A 16120-nucleotide genomic window follows, 5' to 3' on the forward strand; every position below is an offset into this window, starting at 1 on the left:
TTTCGGCGGCTTCGTTGCCTGCCTCGAACGTGGAGCGCATTTTAGAGATTTAACTCGCACCGTCAAGCGCTTTTTATGCCTTTTTAACTGTTTTTCTCTCGACCGTTCAGTATTCGTTCAAATGTAATCAAGAGTTAACATTTTATGCGTTAAATCTGAGCAAAACTTGGTAGTTAATAGTTTCGGTGCGTAAAATAGGGGAATAAACGAAACTTACGCAACAGCGGATACTATGACGTACAAAAAGATTGATACAACAAACTACCCAGAGCAGTTCCGACACAAAGAAGAAAGTTTAATAAAGAAATTGTCGAAATTTGGGGTACAGCAATTAGATACTTTCGAGTCACCCAGGAAACACTACCGTATGCGTGCTGAGTTTCGTGTTTGGCATGAGGGCGATGCTCTCTATTACATCATGTTCAACCCGGAAACGCGGGAAAAAATCCGAATGGGCGAATTTTTACCGGGTAGCGAGTTAATTAATCGCCTAATGAAACAACTAATAGAAAAGCTAAAACCTAATCCAATACTCAGGAACAAGCTTTTTCAAGTCGACTTTCTTACAACCACAACGAACCAAGCAGTTATCTCTTTGCTTTATCATCGCCCCCTGGATGACGAATGGGAAAAAGAAGCCACAGCTTTACGTGAAGAATTTAAAGAGTTGGCGGATATTAATATTATTGGTCGTGCTCGTAAGCAAAAACGCGTTTTGTTTGACGACAGTGTCATCGAGCACGTCAATGTCGGAAATAAAACCTACCAATCGATTCAAACCGAAAATAGCTTTACCCAGCCCAATGCAAGAATTAACGAAGCGATGATTGGTTGGGTCAAACAGCATATTGGGCAAAATGACCACGACTTATTAGAGCTGTACTGCGGTAACGGCAACTTCACCCTACCTTTAGCAGAAAACTTCCAGCGAGTCTTAGCCACGGAAATTAGTAAAAGCTCGGTAGCGTCTGCCCGGAGAAGTGCTGAGCTGAATAACATTGAAAACGTCACCATTGTTCGTATGTCTGCTGAAGAGTTTACTGAAGCGCTAAATGGTGAGCGGTCATCTCGTCGCGCTGATGAGGCTGACATTAAAAGCTTTGACTGCAAAACCGTGTTGGTTGATCCGCCTCGCGCCGGGCTTGATACTGAAACACTGAAAATGGTGTCGGCTTATTCCAGAATTATCTACATTTCCTGCAACCCAGATACATTAGCAGAGAACTTAGATTATTTAACGGAAACTCATGAGATTATTGCCGCCGCTATGTTTGATCAATTTCCATATACTGATCATGTAGAAACGGGGGTCGTACTTAAGGCTAAAACTGACTAGCTTTACAGCGGTTGCTGAGAAGAGGTAAAAGCCAACTTTTTAATAAGGCGTAAGTTTGATACGTGAGCGTATATTATCAAGCCTGCGCCAAATAGAATAATGACGGGTTCACCCCAATGACCAAGCACGTCTCGCTGTGAATAAATAGCCGCACCTAACAGTAGGAGCGTTAACAGATTCCAGTTACCGTGTTTGCGAGCGCCACTGACTAATGACCAAAGCCCAACAAATACACTCAGGCCAAGAATGGTATTTTCAAGCGCATCTTCACCGATGAATGCTAAACCCGCCATCGCTAATAATGGCAAGATAAGAGGCAGCAATAGGCAGTGGATAGCACATAATGTGGTAATCCAGATTCCTGCTTTGTCTAAGTTTTGGGGCGTATTAGCCTGCATAAAACGTTCTGCCTTACTCTTTATTACTGAATGAATTTATTGAACTCATCATCTAACTGACGTGTTATATTATAACATACGCGTTTATTATCCAAGACAGATCATCTAAATTTTGATTTAAGACAGAGTTATTGCTGGTTTTTAGGCGTTGTTAGTCGTGAAAGGAAGCACTTCGCTAATGTGCTTGGCACCGGATTTTATCATTAGGAGCCTATCGAAACCTAAAGCGACACCGGCACAGTCGGGTAAACCGGATTCCAAAGCTGAAATTAGTCGCTTGTCCGCCGCCATCTGCGGCTGCTTGTTTGTCACTCGGTGTCGATTGTCGTCTTGAAAGCGCCTTGTCTGCTCAACAGCATCGGTCAATTCGTGATAACCATTGGCAAGCTCGACACCTTGATAATAAACCTCAAACCGTTTTGCGACTCGTGGGTCAGACTCATCCACTCGAGCTAGTGCAGCTTGTTCTACAGGAAAGCGCGTTACACATTGCGGCACGTTTTTAGTAAAAGTTGGTTCAATACATTCCGAGAAAGCTACTTGTAATATAGTGGACGCATCAGTTTCTTTTTGCATCCAGTCAGTCAGCGCAGGAACGCTCTCTAAATGTTGTCTTATGCCCTCAATGCCGTCCGGCGTCAAAGGATCCAACTTTAGCGTCTCCAGAAAACACTGTTGGTAGCTACGCTCAACGATCGGCGGAGCGCCGCAGGTTTCCGACAACAACTGAGAGACTTCATTAATAAGCGCGTTATCGTCAAAGCCAATACGGTACCACTCGAGTAAAGTAAACTCAGGATTATGATACCGACCAACTTCATCGTCCCGAACCACATGACTGAGCTGGTAAATGTCTTGTTGGTAAGCTGCGACAAGCCGCTTCATTGCAAATTCAGGCGAGGTTTGTAAATAGAGGGTGTTTGTACCAGACGGAAGAGGCTGACTAAACTCGGTAGACAGGTTTTTTAGATGGACGTCAGTAACACCATACTGGGAAAGTAAGTGGGTATCGACTTCAGTCACACCACGATTTTCAAAAAACTGGCGCACTGACTTAAATAGGTCAGCCCGCTGTTGCAGCATGCTCCAACTTGCGTCAGGGCGCCAGCTCATTATTCAAACTTACTTCTGAACGCGTGAAACGTATTCGCCAGAGCGCGTATCCACTTTGATCACTTCACCAATTTGCACGAACAACGGCACTCGAACAACGGCACCAGTGCTTAATGTTGCCGGTTTACCACCTGTTCCCGCGGTATCGCCTTTTAAGCCCGGGTCTGTTTCGGTAATTTCCAATTCAACAAAGTTTGGTGGCTGTACACTGATTGGCTTTCCTTCCCATAAAATCAATGTGCACACGTCCTGTTCAACCAACCATTTTTCCGCATCGCCAACAGCCTTAGCGTCAGCAGGCACCTGTTCAAACGTTTCATTGTTCATGAAGTGCCAGAACTCACCGTCGTTGTATAAATAAGATAACTCAAGCTCGATAACGTCAGCACCCTCAACTGACTCGCCCGACTTAAAGGTTTTCTCTACCACTTTTCCGCTAATTAACTTACGGATTTTTACGCGGTTAAATGCTTGACCTTTACCAGGCTTAACCATCTCATTTTCGACGATCGAGCATGGCTCGCCGTCTTGCATGATTTTTAAACCACCTTTGAATTCACTTGTACTGTAATTTGCCATAACGACATTTTCCTTGCTTAAACCATCATTATTTGCGCGCAATAATAAAACAAAATGACTTTATTTTCAGGTAAAATACGAACTTTGTTGAGTATAGGGAGGTCGCATGACCGAAAATTCAGTGTCCGTCAGTCCACGAGCTGATTGGCTCTACGAATTAAAAAAGTCATATACCCGACCTGAAGACTTGCTATCAGCCTTGCAGCTGGACGACAGCGCGTATGCTGACGATATTAAAGCACGGCAACTATTCTCCATGCGAGTGCCACGCCCCTTCGTTCAACAAATGAACATTGGCGACCCTAATGACCCTTTGCTGCGGCAGGTACTTCCTCTTGTAGACGAATTTAGAGTCGAACCGGGGTTCCATAAAGATCCGCTCGACGAGCAAAGCTCTCCGGCTAATGGTCTGCTGCATAAATATCACGGACGGGTTTTATTAATCCTGCAAGGCGGATGTGCCGTTAATTGCCGCTATTGTTTTCGCCGGCACTTTCCCTATGACGAGTTAACCATTAGTCAGCGGCAAATTGATGACACGCTAGACTACATAAAACAGAATCCAGAAGTTAACGAGGTGATTTTAAGTGGCGGTGACCCACTAATGGCGAAAGACGAGCGGCTGCATAAACTCGTGCGGGAGCTAGAAGCTTTACCTCAGCTGACTCGTTTACGCATTCACAGCCGGCTGCCCGTGGTTATTCCGTCCAGGCTGACTGACGGGCTATTAACGTCTTTAACCCAAAGCCGATTACAAGTCGTGTTAGTTATACACGCGAATCACGCGAACGAGATTTCTAATGATTTGTCCGCTGCTTTAAAGAAATGGCATAACGCCGGCATACACCTGCTGAATCAAAGCGTTTTGCTAAGAGGAGTTAACGATAGTTCTGATGCACTTTGCCGCCTGAGTGAAACGCTCTTTCGTGCAAACGTGTTACCCTATTATCTGCACCAGCTGGATAAAGTTGAAGGCGCCAGCCATTTTGAAGTGAGTGACGACAAAGCCCAACAACTATGGCTGGACATGACGCAACAGTTACCCGGCTTTTTAGTTCCTAAGCTTGTTCGGGAGCAAGCTCGCAAACCCAGTAAAACAGCCATAATGCCCGATGGCTTAACAACATAATGAAGGATGATTCATGAGCGACAGCTTTGACAGTGTTGAACAGAAAATTCAGGAGCACCTGCAAGTTCTCTATAGACAGGTCGTCGATGCCGATCAATATCTAGATGATATGCGTCAACAGGGTAAGGCCAAGTTCCAGGGAGTGTTTGCCGAGCAGACAATTTTCAAAAGTAAGGGCAATAAGTTTCAGCCTTACTTAAATGAGATCACTGAAAACTTTGAAGCCTGGAAACAAAACCAAAGTGATGAAGAGCTACTGCAGCTACTGGTTCAGCAACTGCAGCTTATGACTGAAACTCTGGCGCGGCTTAAAAGTATTCGCCAGGCCGGTTAACTTTTTTCGCCCAAGGTTTCGTTGAACCAGCGGGTTAACATTTCTTTTTCAAAATACAAATCGTCACGACGTTTTACCGAAGCCAGGCTGTCATAGTTAAAGCCCATGTTCTTTAACTTCTCCTGGCCTTCTTTTATCACTTCGCCGCTACTGTCCGTTAGCTGATAATTAAAGCTGATGCGTGGAAAGTCTATTTCACGAACGATACGCACATAATTAGACGTTGACCGCCCAAACGTTGGCTCCAAACGGCCGGTTAAGTCGACATTGGTTACAACCATATGCAGCTTTTGTCCATCAGGTAGCTCACCGGCTAACTGATGAATATGCTCAGTCAACTGCTCTTTCACTTTTTCCTGATAACGCTCTTCGTTGCTGTTAGCCGGTTTAAAGTCAGTATACTTATCAACACCTTCCCATTTCACTTCGGCTTCTCCAGCAAAGGAAAAAGCACTAAAGGAGATAGCCATTAATACCACTAAACTACGAATACGCATGCTTATTCCTCCATCATACGCTTTGCTTATACAGCCTTAGAGTACGCAATGCTAAAAAAATTCCATAAAAAAAGGGAGCCAGTGCAGGCTCCCTTTTTCAGGCGTTTAAGCGCGTATTACATCATGCCGCCCATTCCGCCCATGCCACCCATGTCGCCGCCAGGCATTCCGCCAGCATTGTCATCTTGTGGGATGTCAGCAATCATAGCTTCGGTAGTAATCATTAACGCACCTACTGAAGAAGCAAACTGCAGCGCTGAACGAGTCACTTTGGTTGGATCCAAAATACCCATTTCCAGCATATCGCCGTACGTATCGTTACCCGCGTTGTAACCGTAGTTACCTTCGCCGTCACGTACGTTGTTAGCAACAACAGAAGCTTCTGCACCAGCGTTGGTTGCGATTTGACGCAGTGGCGCCTCCATTGCACGCAATGCTAAACGAATACCGACGTTCTGTTCTTCGTTGTCGCCGCGTAATTCACCCAGTTTGCTTGCTGCACGAACCAGTGCAACACCACCACCTGGGACAACGCCTTCTTCAACCGCAGCGCGAGTCGCGTGCAACGCGTCTTCAACGCGTGCTTTCTTCTCTTTCATCTCAACTTCGGTCGCAGCACCTACTTTAATGACCGCAACACCACCAGCTAACTTAGCCAGACGTTCTTGCAGTTTTTCGCGGTCGTAGTCAGAAGTGGTTTCTTCCATTTGCTGTTTGATTTGCGTTACACGGCCTTCGATAGCGGCGTCGTCGCCATTACCGTCAACAACAGTGGTGTTATCTTTAGTGATAACAATGCGCTTCGCTGTACCTAAGTCTTCCAGCTGAGTTTTCTCCAACTCCATGCCGATTTCTTCAGAAACAACAGTACCACCTGTCAATACAGCGATGTCCTGCAGCATTGCTTTACGACGGTCACCGAAACCAGGCGCTTTAACGGCTGCAACTTTAACAATGCCGCGCATGTTGTTTACAACCAAGGTTGCCAACGCTTCGCCTTCAACGTCTTCAGCGATGATCAGCAATGGTTTACCTGCTTTAGAAACACCTTCTAATACCGGCAGTAATTCACGGATGTTAGAGATTTTCTTGTCAACCAACAGGATGAATGGGTTATCCAGTTCAACTGAACCGCTTTCCTGATTGTTAATGAAGTAAGGAGACAGGTAACCACGGTCGAACTGCATACCTTCAACAACATCCAGCTCGTCAGTCAGTGCCTGACCTTCTTCAACGGTGATAACGCCTTCCTGACCAACTTTGTCCATCGCTTCAGCGATGATTTGACCGATAGTATGGTCTGAGTTCGCAGAAATAGTACCTACCTGGGCAATCGCTTTGCTGTCAGCACATGGCTGAGAAATTTTCTTCAGCTCTTCAACGGCAGCGATAACCGCTTTGTCGATACCACGTTTTAGATCCATTGGGTTCATGCCCGCAGCTACCGCTTTTAAACCTTCGTTTACGATAGCTTGCGCCAATACGGTCGCAGTAGTTGTACCGTCACCAGCTTCGTCATTTGCTTTAGACGCCACTTCTTTGACCATTTGTGCGCCCATGTTCTCGAACTTATCTTCCAGCTCGATTTCTTTTGCAACTGACACACCATCTTTAGTGATGTTCGGCGCACCGAATGACTTATCTAAAACAACGTTACGACCTTTAGGGCCTAAGGTTACTTTTACTGCGTCAGCCAGTACGTTGACGCCTTTCAGCATTTTTTGACGCGCTGTGTTACCAAACTTAACTTCTTTAGCTGCCATGTTTGCTTTCCTCTCAAATGCGGTTTAACGATTTATGCGTTAGGGTTTGGCTTATTCTTCGATAGCCAAAATGTCGCTTTCGCTCATGATCAGGTACTCTTCACCGTCGATTTTCTCGGTTTTTACACCGTAACCTTCGTTGAACAGAACCTTGTCGCCGGCTTTTACGTCCAGCGCACGCACTTCACCGTTATCCAAAATACGGCCATTACCTACAGCGACGACTTCACCGCGTGTAGATTTTTCTGCCGCAGAACCAGTCAGAACAATGCCGCCTGCCGATTTAGCTTCGACTTCGATGCGTTTGATAATGACTCGATCGTGTAAAGGACGAAGTTTCATTGGTGATAACTCCTCAACCTATGTTGTTAGTGGTAAATACCCCTTTGGGGCGTGTTAAAAACGTTGTGCTCAATAAATGGGGGAAATTTTTGTCTTATCAAGGGGGCAGATAAAAATTTTTTATGGTAATTTTGCTGCTCAATTGAATAACGCAATGATACAGGTGTTTCCATGGTCAAACTCTTCTATTGCACAACCGATAGTCAGTCGTCCGCTAATGAGTTAGCCGCATCGATTGTGGAACAGCAATTGGCCGCCTGCGTTAATATCATCCCGGGCATTACCTCGGTGTATCATTGGAATAACGAAATTCAGCACGATCAAGAATGGCTGCTACTTATTAAGACCACTGACGACATGTCTAAGGCTCTCAAAGAAGCAATAATGAAGATACACCCGTACGATTCACCAGAGCTTATCAGTGTCGATGTTACCGACGGCTTACCCGATTACCTACAATGGGTTCAGGATACCGTAAAATGATAAAATCGCTGTTCCAGGTAACTCTAGCTTTATTATTGATAGTCGCAGCGACATTACCCGCTACCGCGACACAGAGTCCATTCGCCAGTAATAACCAAGAGTTTTTACCGGTCGATGAAGCCTTTGACTTTAGCAGCGACGTTGATGGCAAAACAGTAACTGTCAGTTGGTTAATTGCGCCAAACTACTATTTGTATCAACACCGCTTTTCGGTGGTTCCAAAGAACGCCTTAGCTAGTGAGTTAAACTTCCCTGAAGCAGAGTCTCATCACGACGAATTTTTCGGCGAGTCTTTTATTTACCGAGAGTATGCAGAGCTTACCTTCGAGCTAAGCGAAGACTACTCCGGCCAACAAATTACCATTCAGTATCAAGGCTGTGCTGATGCGGGGCTATGTTACCCACCGACCCAGAAAACCATAACGCTTGACGTTAGCGCCGAAGCTGACGCCAGTACAGCAAACGAAACACGTTCCGACGAGTCGTTATTCGGTATTGGCGAGCAGTCACTTGTGGTGACTCTTCTTCTGTTCTTTGCCTTAGGTATCGGTTTAGCATTTACCCCTTGTGTCTTCCCTATGTATCCGATTCTGTCGGGCGTTGTCCTGGGAAACCGTCAGCGCACCTGGCGTAATACGTTATGGCTGTCCTTTATTTATGTGCAAGGTATGGCTATCACCTATTCGTTATTAGGCCTAGTCGTTGCGCTCGCAGGCATGCAATACCAAGCCTATTTCCAGCACCCTGTCGTTCTCATTGTTTTAGCAGTATTGTTCACCGCGTTCGCGTTCAGCATGTTTGGCGCATTTACCTTACAGCTTCCCATTAGCTGGCAGTCTCGATTGCAGCAGTTTAGCGGCCAACAAAAAGGAGGTAGCCCCTTAGGTGTATTCATTATCGGCGCCATCTCCGGATTAGTGGCCTCTCCCTGCACAACGGCACCTCTTTCCGGCGCTTTACTCTTTATTGCACAATCAGGCGATATCATTAACGGAGCGGCAATACTCTATGCGTTAAGTTTAGGCATGGGTGTTCCTCTTATTTTGTTCGGTCTCAGTGGCGGTAAGCTGCTGCCTAAAGCCGGCGCCTGGATGACCGTTGTGAAACAGGTTTTTGGCTGGCTACTGCTTGCTGTCACGCTGTTCTTAATCGAGCGTTTACTACCAACCCATATAAGTATGTGGCTCTGGGTATTCTACTTTGTGATTGCCGCCGGAGCGTTAATTGCCGCCATTAGTCGAATTACTTCAGTTAAACCGACCGTTGTTTTATTAGTCATTTTATCGAGCCTGGCAACCGTTGGTATCTACTGGCAAGTGAATAAAGCGCAATTGGAACAGCAAAGTCATGGCTTATTTAAGCAAGTGAGTACTCTTGAAGACATTCAGCGCGAGATAACCGAGAGCGATAAATGGGTCATGCTGGATTTATACGCTGACTGGTGTGTTGCCTGTAAAGAGTTTGAGCAGTACACCTTTTCTGACGCCAACGTACAAAAACACTTTGAAAGTATGCATTTGATACAAGCTGACGTTACCGCCAACAATAAGCAGGACATCGCTATACTGAATCACTACAAAGTGCTGGGTCTGCCAACCATTTTGTTCTTTTCACCCAAGGGTGAAGAACAAAAAATGTACCGCGTAACTGGCTTTAAAGACGCCGAAGACTTTAACGCGCATCTTGAGAAGATGCTAAATGAGTAATTTTGCGCCTAAATGCTCTGATAAGACCAGTAATGTGCTGCATTCCTGTCATTTTTGCCTATAATACGGAAAATAAGAACTCACATTAGAAGTTGCTGTCTACAATAGTTAGTTTTCAGTGATTTCGAAGCAGATGGCGGCATAATGGCGAAACCTTCTCATATATTAGTGCTAAATGGCCCGAATCTTAACCTGCTAGGCTCGCGGGAACCCTCTATTTATGGTCATAAAACACTCACTGATATTCAGCAGAACTTAAACAGTATCGCTAAAGCAGAGAGCGCGGAACTGACCTTTAAGCAGTCAAACGCGGAGCACCAATTGGTTGACTGGATACAGCAAGCAGCAGAATCTGACGTTGATTACATCATCATCAATCCTGCGGCTTACGCTCACACCAGCGTTGCAATAAGAGACGCGCTATTAGCCACTGCTATTCCATTTATTGAAGTACACATTTCCAATATTTATCGCCGTGAGTCATTCCGGCATCACTCGTATTTAGCGGACGCCGCAACCGGCGTTATTTGCGGCTTAGGACCTTCAGGTTATGAGTACGCTTTGAAGGCCGCTTTACAGCATTTAAATAACAACGACATTGAAAGGTAAGCGTTAGCATGGACATTCGTAAAATTAAGAAATTGATTGAACTGGTTGAAGAGTCAGGCGTGGCTGAGTTAGAAATCACCGAGGGTGAAGAGTCAGTTCGTATTAACCGATACAGCGCTCAGGCTGCACCAGCGCCCGTTCAGTACGCTCCGCAACCAGCACCTCAAGCGGCGCCTCAAGCTCAGTCAGCACCAGCTGCTGCCGATAGTGCTGAAGCACCCAGTGAAGAAATATCCGGTCATATCGTTCGCTCACCCATGGTGGGAACGTTCTACGAAGCGCCTTCACCTGATGCTAAGCCATTTGTCACTGTGGGTTCACAAGTCAACGCCGGCGAAACACTGTGCATCGTTGAAGCAATGAAAATGATGAATCAAATTGAAGCAGACAAGTCCGGTGTTGTGAAACAAATTCTGGTCGAGAACGAAGAGCCAGTTGAGTTTGATCAGCCACTATTTGTTATCGAATAAAGTAACCGCAGGAATTTGTCATGTTAGATAAAGTGGTCATAGCCAACCGCGGCGAAATTGCACTGAGAATTTTGCGAGCTTGTAAAGAGCTTGGCATTAAAACGGTTGCGGTTCACTCGACGGTCGACAGAAATTTAAAGCACGTACTGCTTGCTGATGAAGCCATTTGTATTGGTAAAGCACCGGCGAATGAAAGCTATTTGAACATACCCAGAATTATTAGCGCTGCAGAAATTACCGACTCAGCCGCCATTCACCCAGGTTACGGCTTCCTTGCTGAAAATGCAGACTTCGCTGAGCAAGTTGAACAATCGGGGTTTGTTTTCGTTGGCCCTACTGCCGATGTTATCCGCCTGATGGGCGATAAAGTCTCGGCGATAAAAGCCATGAAAAAAGCCGGGGTTCCTTGTGTTCCAGGGTCAGACGGTCCTCTGGACGACAATGATGAGCGCAATATTAAACTCGCCAAGCGCATTGGTTACCCAATTATTATCAAAGCGGCAGGCGGCGGCGGTGGCCGCGGTATGCGCGTTGTGCGTCAAGAAAGCGAGTTACTAAGCGCCATTAGTATGACTCAGAATGAAGCAAGAGCGGCTTTCGGGAACCCCGTTGTTTATATGGAGAAGTTCCTGGAAAACCCTCGCCACGTAGAGGTTCAGGTTCTCGCCGACGGCCAGGGCAACGCTATTCATTTAGGCGAGCGAGACTGCTCTATGCAGCGTCGCCACCAGAAAGTGGTCGAAGAAGCGCCAGCCCCAGGTATTACGCCAGAAATGCGTAAGTTCATTGGTGAGCGCTGTGCCAAGGCCTGTATAGAAATTGGCTATCGCGGTGCTGGTACTTTTGAGTTCTTATATGAAAACGGCGAATTCTACTTCATTGAAATGAACACCCGTATTCAGGTGGAGCACCCAGTCACCGAAATGGTTACCGGTATCGACCTTATTAAAGAGCAGCTTCGCATTGCTGCTGGCCGACAGCTTTCTATCAGCCAGGAAGACGTTGTTATTCGTGGACATGCTGTAGAGTGCCGAATTAACGCAGAAGACCCTGACACCTTTGTGCCGTCACCAGGACAAATCACACGATTCCACCCTCCGGGCGGCTTTGGTGTTCGCTGGGACTCTCATGTTTATGCAGACTACAAAGTGCCACCTAATTATGACTCAATGATTGGTAAGCTCATTACCTACGGCGAAAACCGCGATATTGCTATAGCACGTATGCGCAATGCGTTGAGTGAGCTCATTATTGAGAACATTAAAACCAACGTACCTCTGCAAAAAAGCATCATGGCGGATGAAAACTTCCAGCATGGTGGTACCAACATTCACTACTTAGAGAAAAAGCTCGGTATGGGCGGTCATTAACAGAATGGCCTGGATACAACTCACCCTCTCCAGTAGTGAAGAGCATGCGCCGCGTGTCGGCGACATGCTCATGGGCAATGGCGCTCAAGCGGTCACCTACCGTGACGGCGCCGACACACCTATTTTTGAACCCAGACCGGGCGAAGTGACATTATGGCAAAACACTCTAGTAACGGGATTGTTTGACGCCGAAGCCGACATTAAGTCCGTTGTCACGAATTTGGAAAAGTCGTCGATTTTACCGACCCCGCTTCAATACAAAACCGATGCGCTTGAAGACAAGGACTGGGAACGTGAGTGGATGGATAACTTCCACCCTATCCAGTTTGGCGAGCGCCTTTGGATTTGCCCTAGCTGGCGCGATATTCCTGACCCGTCAGCAGTAAATATCTTGCTTGATCCAGGCATGGCGTTTGGTACCGGTACGCATCCAACGACAGCTATGTGCTTGCGATGGCTTGACGCTAACCCACCAAAAGATAAGACCACCTTAGACTTTGGCTGTGGCTCCGGTATTTTGGGTATTGCCGCACTCTTGTTTGATGCGAAGCACGCTATTGGTATCGACATTGACCAACAGGCACTTATCGCCACTAAAGACAATGCGGAGCGTAATGGTGTCAGCAGCAAATTCGACGTATTCCTGCCAAGCGAGCAACCACTAACACAGGTCGACTTAGTCCTAGCCAACGTGCTCGCCGGACCACTCAGAGAGTTGTCGGACACCATACTGGCATTTGTTAAACCCGGTGGTCAGCTCGTACTTTCCGGAATTTTGGAACGTCAAGTCAGCGATGTAATACAAGCCTACCAGCCTGACATAAAATTCGACACGCCCGTCATAGACGGCGACTGGGCAATGCTCAGCGGTACTCGAGTTGGTTAACAAGCGTTCGCTTTGTCAATAGTAAAAAGTTAAAAAAAGAATCAAATTGCGTAATAAATAGCCTTTTCTTTATTGCGCAAATTCCATAAAATTCTCTCCCCTTTCGCTGAGTAGTTTTTAACCGATGCGGATTGGTCCATATCAACTCGACAATCAGGTCATTCTAGCTCCCATGGCCGGAGTTACTGATCAGCCCTTTCGTCAGCTGTGTTACAGCAAAGGGGCAGGTTTGACAGTGTCTGAAATGCTGTCCAGTAACCCGAAAGTGTGGAAAACCGGGAAATCCAGGCAACGCATGGACCACTCGGGTGAATTAGGTATTCGCGCCGTGCAAATTGCAGGCTCCGAGCCTTCTTTAATGGCAGAAGCGGCCAAAGTGAATGTCGATATGGGCGCTCAAATTATTGACATCAATATGGGCTGCCCAGCGAAGAAAGTGAATAAAAAAATGGCAGGCTCTGCGCTGATGCAATACCCGGAGCTTGTTGAAGAGATACTGACAGCCGTGGTTTCAGCTGTCGATGTTCCGGTCACGTTAAAAACCCGTACCGGTTGGAACCGGGACAATAAAAATGGCATTGAAATAGCAAAAATTGCCGAACGTTGTGGTATTCAATCGCTCGCAGTGCATGGTCGAACAAGAGCCTGTATGTACAAAGGCGAAGCCGAATACGACACCATACGAGCGGTAAAGGAAGCGGTTTCAATCCCTGTCATTGCTAATGGTGATGTTCGTACACCACAGCAAGCACAACAGGTTTTAGCTTATACCGGTGCTGACGCAATAATGATAGGACGTGGCGCGCAAGGAAATCCCTGGTTATTCAGGGAAATAAGCCATTTCCTGGAAACCGGTGAAGAATTAGCGCCACCGTCAATATCGGAAGTCGCGGAAACAACGATTAATCACGTTGAACAGCTGCATCAATTTTACGGCAGCTTTCAAGGTGTTCGGATAGCCAGAAAACATGTTGGTTGGTACTTAAAAGAACAAGCCAGCAACGATGAGTTCCGGCAAGTATTTAATCGTCTGGAAGACGCCAGCGAGCAACTCCAGGCACTTGAAGATTATTTTGTCACTGTAGAGAAGAGATAAGCGTATTATGTTTGATCAAAACCCTAATCGTGAGAATGTATCTCCCCTGACCACTATCGGAAACAACGCTCAGCCTAAGCCGCTGCGTGACTCCGTAAAGCAAGCACTGCACAGCTTCCTGCGCCAGCTTGACGGTCAGGACCCAGAAGAGCTGTATGAACTGGTGCTTTCAGAAGTAGAGGCACCATTACTTGAAGAGGTCATGACTTACACCCGGGGTAATCAAACCCGCGCCGCGACCATGCTAGGCATTAACCGCGGCACCTTACGCAAAAAGCTGAAAAAATACGGCATGAACTAATACGATTTTTGGGCGCCTTTTGGCGCCCTTTTTTTATGGCTTAAAAAGTAACTCAGAACAGAAAGGCAAAACCATGGAAAACCGTCCTATCCAACGCGCGTTAATCAGTGTTTCAGATAAAACAGGCATCGTTGAGTTTGCTCAGGCGTTAGCAGCGAAAAATATTGAAATTCTCTCTACAGGTGGCACTGCTAAACTTTTGCGCGACTCTGGCTTAACCGTTATTGATGTCTCTGAGCATACAGGTCAAACGGAAATTATGGGCGGCCGCGTGAAAACGCTGCATCCGAAAGTTCATGGCGGCATTTTAGGTCGACGAGACATTGATCAGGACGTTATGCAGGAGCAAGACATTGCGCCTATCGACATGGTAGTAGTCAACCTATACCCATTTGCCGAAACGGTAGCGAAAGAAGGCTGTACTTTAGAAGACGCCATAGAGAACATCGATATTGGCGGTCCAACCATGGTTCGCGCAGCAGCTAAAAACCATAAAGATGTCACTATAGTAGTTAATGCGTCTGACTATGACCGTGTTTTAAATGAGATTAATGACAGCGGTAGTGTCAGCTACAACACCCGTTTTGATCTAGCGGTTGCTGCGTTTGAACACACAGCCCAATACGACGGTATGATAGCGAACTACTTAGGCCTGCAGCTCAGCGACAATGACTTTGCGCGCACCTTGAACTTGCAAGTATCTAAGAAACAAGACTTGCGCTACGGTGAAAACTCGCATCAATCGGCAGCGTTCTACACTGAGCGTAATGCGCCTAAAGGTAACGTGTCTACAGCAGAGCAGCTACAAGGCAAAGCACTGTCTTTTAATAACATTGCCGATACCGATGCAGCATTGGAATGTGTGAAAAGTTTCGCAGAGCCTGCGTGCGTCATTGTAAAACACGCGAACCCTTGCGGCGTTGCCATTGGAGAGTCTATTAATGATGCCTATGACCGCGCTTTTAAAACTGATCCAACCTCAGCTTTTGGTGGCATCATTGCGTTTAACCGCGAACTGGATGAAGCGACAGCAACTGCAATTGTTGAGCGCCAGTTTGTCGAAGTTATTATTGCGCCAAGCGTTAGCGATGCCGCGAAAAAAGCCGTCTCCGGTAAGAAAAACGTACGTTTGCTTGAGTGCGGCCAGTGGGCTGACTCTGGCACTCAGCTCGACTATAAGCGAGTCACCGGCGGCTTATTGGTACAAGATACCGACACAAAAGACTTTAACGAAGACGAGTTGAAAGTCGTTAGCAAGGTTCAACCAACCGAAGAGCAAATGACTGACTTAATGTTCTGCTGGAAGGTGGCTAAGTTTGTTAAGTCAAATGCCATTGTTTATGCCAAAGACGGTATGACCATTGGAGTTGGCGCTGGGCAAATGAGTCGGGTTTACAGTGCAAAAATTGCCGGCATTAAAGCCGCTGATGAAGGTCTTCAAGTCGAAGGGTCAGTCATGGCGTCTGACGCATTCTTCCCATTCCGGGACGGAATCGATGCTGCCGCTGAAGCGGGCATTAAAGCCATTATTCAACCCGGTGGGTCTATTCGCGACAACGAGATTATAGCGGCCGCAGACGAGCACGGTATTGCCATGGTCTTTACCGGAATGCGCCATTTCCGCCATTAATGCGTAGTGATAAGTGATGTTATTTGCTGCCCCGACGATTCGGGGCTAATCTTTACAAACACTTATAAAAACGAAGAG

18 protein-coding genes are annotated in these 16120 nt (G+C 46.5%); 12 read left to right on the plus strand and 6 right to left on the minus strand.

Annotated features, from left to right (window positions below; genetic code table 11):
* The first annotated feature begins 232 nt into the window (after positions 1–232).
* Positions 233–1336 carry a tRNA (uridine(54)-C5)-methyltransferase TrmA gene (gene trmA / locus BLT32_RS10915; RefSeq protein ID WP_053954300.1) on the plus strand — a complete coding sequence of 368 codons (1104 nt, stop codon included), beginning with the start codon at positions 233–235 and terminating at the stop codon, positions 1334–1336.
* A gap of 2 nt (positions 1337–1338) precedes the next feature.
* On the opposite strand, the gene BLT32_RS10920 is transcribed toward trmA, so the two are convergent.
* From BLT32_RS10920 to efp, 3 genes are all read right to left on the minus strand, one after another.
* Complete coding sequence (locus BLT32_RS10920; protein WP_053954301.1) at positions 1339–1734, minus strand: MerC domain-containing protein; 396 nt, start codon at positions 1732–1734, stop codon at positions 1339–1341.
* Between the two features lie 141 nt (positions 1735–1875).
* Positions 1876–2847 carry an EF-P lysine aminoacylase EpmA gene (gene epmA, locus BLT32_RS10925; protein WP_053954302.1) on the minus strand — a complete coding sequence of 324 codons (972 nt, stop codon included), beginning with the start codon at positions 2845–2847 and terminating at the stop codon, positions 1876–1878.
* A 9-nt stretch (positions 2848–2856) separates the two neighbouring features.
* Positions 2857–3426, minus strand: a complete 570-nt coding sequence (efp, locus tag BLT32_RS10930) for an elongation factor P (RefSeq protein WP_053954303.1) — start codon at positions 3424–3426, stop codon at positions 2857–2859.
* Positions 3427–3532: 106 nt separating this feature from the next.
* Here efp and epmB point away from each other — a divergent pair, with 106 nt between their 5' ends.
* The gene (gene epmB / locus BLT32_RS10935) at positions 3533–4555 is read left to right on the plus strand and encodes an EF-P beta-lysylation protein EpmB (protein ID WP_053954304.1); all 1023 of its coding nucleotides are present in this window, start codon (positions 3533–3535) and stop codon (positions 4553–4555) included.
* 13 nt (positions 4556–4568) lie between these two features.
* Positions 4569–4889 (plus strand): hypothetical protein, encoded by a 321-nt coding sequence (locus tag BLT32_RS10940; protein ID WP_053954305.1) that lies wholly within the window; start codon positions 4569–4571, stop codon positions 4887–4889.
* Here the strand turns inward: BLT32_RS10940 and BLT32_RS10945 are convergent.
* From BLT32_RS10945 to BLT32_RS10955, 3 genes are all read right to left on the minus strand, one after another.
* Positions 4886–5386: a DUF3016 domain-containing protein gene (locus tag BLT32_RS10945; protein WP_053954306.1), complete on the minus strand. Its 501-nt coding sequence runs from the start codon at positions 5384–5386 to the stop codon at positions 4886–4888. The genes BLT32_RS10940 and BLT32_RS10945 overlap by 4 nt on opposite strands.
* A gap of 116 nt (positions 5387–5502) precedes the next feature.
* A complete protein-coding gene (groL, locus tag BLT32_RS10950; RefSeq protein WP_053954307.1) occupies positions 5503–7149 on the minus strand; it encodes a chaperonin GroEL in 1647 nt (548 codons plus the stop codon).
* 51 nt (positions 7150–7200) lie between these two features.
* A complete protein-coding gene (locus BLT32_RS10955; protein ID WP_053954308.1) occupies positions 7201–7491 on the minus strand; it encodes a co-chaperone GroES in 291 nt (96 codons plus the stop codon).
* 171 nt (positions 7492–7662) lie between these two features.
* Here BLT32_RS10955 and cutA point away from each other — a divergent pair, with 171 nt between their 5' ends.
* From cutA to purH, 9 genes are all read left to right on the plus strand, one after another.
* Positions 7663–7974 (plus strand): divalent-cation tolerance protein CutA, encoded by a 312-nt coding sequence (gene cutA / locus BLT32_RS10960; RefSeq protein ID WP_053954309.1) that lies wholly within the window; start codon positions 7663–7665, stop codon positions 7972–7974.
* Positions 7971–9680, plus strand: a complete 1710-nt coding sequence (locus BLT32_RS10965; RefSeq protein ID WP_053954310.1) for a protein-disulfide reductase DsbD — start codon at positions 7971–7973, stop codon at positions 9678–9680. The genes cutA and BLT32_RS10965 overlap by 4 nt, the downstream gene beginning before the upstream one ends.
* 144 nt (positions 9681–9824) lie before the next feature.
* The gene (gene aroQ / locus BLT32_RS10970) at positions 9825–10289 is read left to right on the plus strand and encodes a type II 3-dehydroquinate dehydratase (RefSeq protein ID WP_053954311.1); all 465 of its coding nucleotides are present in this window, start codon (positions 9825–9827) and stop codon (positions 10287–10289) included.
* A gap of 8 nt (positions 10290–10297) precedes the next feature.
* Positions 10298–10759, plus strand: a complete 462-nt coding sequence (gene accB, locus BLT32_RS10975) for an acetyl-CoA carboxylase biotin carboxyl carrier protein (RefSeq protein WP_053954312.1) — start codon at positions 10298–10300, stop codon at positions 10757–10759.
* A gap of 20 nt (positions 10760–10779) precedes the next feature.
* On the plus strand, positions 10780–12129 hold the full coding sequence (gene accC, locus BLT32_RS10980; protein WP_053954313.1) for an acetyl-CoA carboxylase biotin carboxylase subunit: 1350 nt from the start codon (positions 10780–10782) through the stop codon (positions 12127–12129).
* Positions 12130–12133: 4 nt separating this feature from the next.
* Positions 12134–13015, plus strand: a complete 882-nt coding sequence (prmA, locus tag BLT32_RS10985) for a 50S ribosomal protein L11 methyltransferase (RefSeq protein ID WP_053954314.1) — start codon at positions 12134–12136, stop codon at positions 13013–13015.
* Between the two features lie 124 nt (positions 13016–13139).
* Positions 13140–14111 carry a tRNA dihydrouridine synthase DusB gene (dusB, locus tag BLT32_RS10990; RefSeq protein WP_053954315.1) on the plus strand — a complete coding sequence of 324 codons (972 nt, stop codon included), beginning with the start codon at positions 13140–13142 and terminating at the stop codon, positions 14109–14111.
* 7 nt (positions 14112–14118) lie between these two features.
* Positions 14119–14412, plus strand: coding sequence for a DNA-binding transcriptional regulator Fis (fis, locus tag BLT32_RS10995; protein WP_053954316.1), 294 nt, complete (start codon positions 14119–14121; stop codon positions 14410–14412).
* A gap of 73 nt (positions 14413–14485) precedes the next feature.
* Positions 14486–16042 (plus strand): bifunctional phosphoribosylaminoimidazolecarboxamide formyltransferase/IMP cyclohydrolase, encoded by a 1557-nt coding sequence (gene purH / locus BLT32_RS11000; RefSeq protein WP_053954317.1) that lies wholly within the window; start codon positions 14486–14488, stop codon positions 16040–16042.
* The last annotated feature ends 78 nt before the right edge of the window (positions 16043–16120 follow it).

Origin of the sequence: Idiomarina zobellii (assembly GCF_900100855.1) — a bacterium.
GTDB classification, from domain to species: domain Bacteria; phylum Pseudomonadota; class Gammaproteobacteria; order Enterobacterales; family Alteromonadaceae; genus Idiomarina; species Idiomarina zobellii.

Excerpts from the sequence above, each read along its gene's own strand:
- BLT32_RS10920 (WP_053954301.1), bottom strand. The coding sequence starts at position 1,734 with ATGCAGGCTAATACGCCCCAAAACTTAGACAAAGCAGGAATCTGGATT.
- dusB (WP_053954315.1), top strand. The coding sequence starts at position 13,140 with ATGCGGATTGGTCCATATCAACTCGACAATCAGGTCATTCTAGCTCCC.
- cutA (WP_053954309.1), top strand. The coding sequence starts at position 7,663 with ATGGTCAAACTCTTCTATTGCACAACCGATAGTCAGTCGTCCGCTAAT.
- BLT32_RS10965 (WP_053954310.1), top strand. The coding sequence starts at position 7,971 with ATGATAAAATCGCTGTTCCAGGTAACTCTAGCTTTATTATTGATAGTC.
- BLT32_RS10955 (WP_053954308.1), bottom strand. The coding sequence starts at position 7,491 with ATGAAACTTCGTCCTTTACACGATCGAGTCATTATCAAACGCATCGAA.
- groL (WP_053954307.1), bottom strand. The coding sequence starts at position 7,149 with ATGGCAGCTAAAGAAGTTAAGTTTGGTAACACAGCGCGTCAAAAAATG.
- accB (WP_053954312.1), top strand. The coding sequence starts at position 10,298 with ATGGACATTCGTAAAATTAAGAAATTGATTGAACTGGTTGAAGAGTCA.
- efp (WP_053954303.1), bottom strand. The coding sequence starts at position 3,426 with ATGGCAAATTACAGTACAAGTGAATTCAAAGGTGGTTTAAAAATCATG.
- epmB (WP_053954304.1), top strand. The coding sequence starts at position 3,533 with ATGACCGAAAATTCAGTGTCCGTCAGTCCACGAGCTGATTGGCTCTAC.
- accC (WP_053954313.1), top strand. The coding sequence starts at position 10,780 with ATGTTAGATAAAGTGGTCATAGCCAACCGCGGCGAAATTGCACTGAGA.
- fis (WP_053954316.1), top strand. The coding sequence starts at position 14,119 with ATGTTTGATCAAAACCCTAATCGTGAGAATGTATCTCCCCTGACCACT.
- BLT32_RS10945 (WP_053954306.1), bottom strand. The coding sequence starts at position 5,386 with ATGCGTATTCGTAGTTTAGTGGTATTAATGGCTATCTCCTTTAGTGCT.
- BLT32_RS10940 (WP_053954305.1), top strand. The coding sequence starts at position 4,569 with ATGAGCGACAGCTTTGACAGTGTTGAACAGAAAATTCAGGAGCACCTG.
- trmA (WP_053954300.1), top strand. The coding sequence starts at position 233 with ATGACGTACAAAAAGATTGATACAACAAACTACCCAGAGCAGTTCCGA.
- aroQ (WP_053954311.1), top strand. The coding sequence starts at position 9,825 with ATGGCGAAACCTTCTCATATATTAGTGCTAAATGGCCCGAATCTTAAC.
- epmA (WP_053954302.1), bottom strand. The coding sequence starts at position 2,847 with ATGAGCTGGCGCCCTGACGCAAGTTGGAGCATGCTGCAACAGCGGGCT.
- prmA (WP_053954314.1), top strand. The coding sequence starts at position 12,134 with ATGGCCTGGATACAACTCACCCTCTCCAGTAGTGAAGAGCATGCGCCG.
- purH (WP_053954317.1), top strand. The coding sequence starts at position 14,486 with ATGGAAAACCGTCCTATCCAACGCGCGTTAATCAGTGTTTCAGATAAA.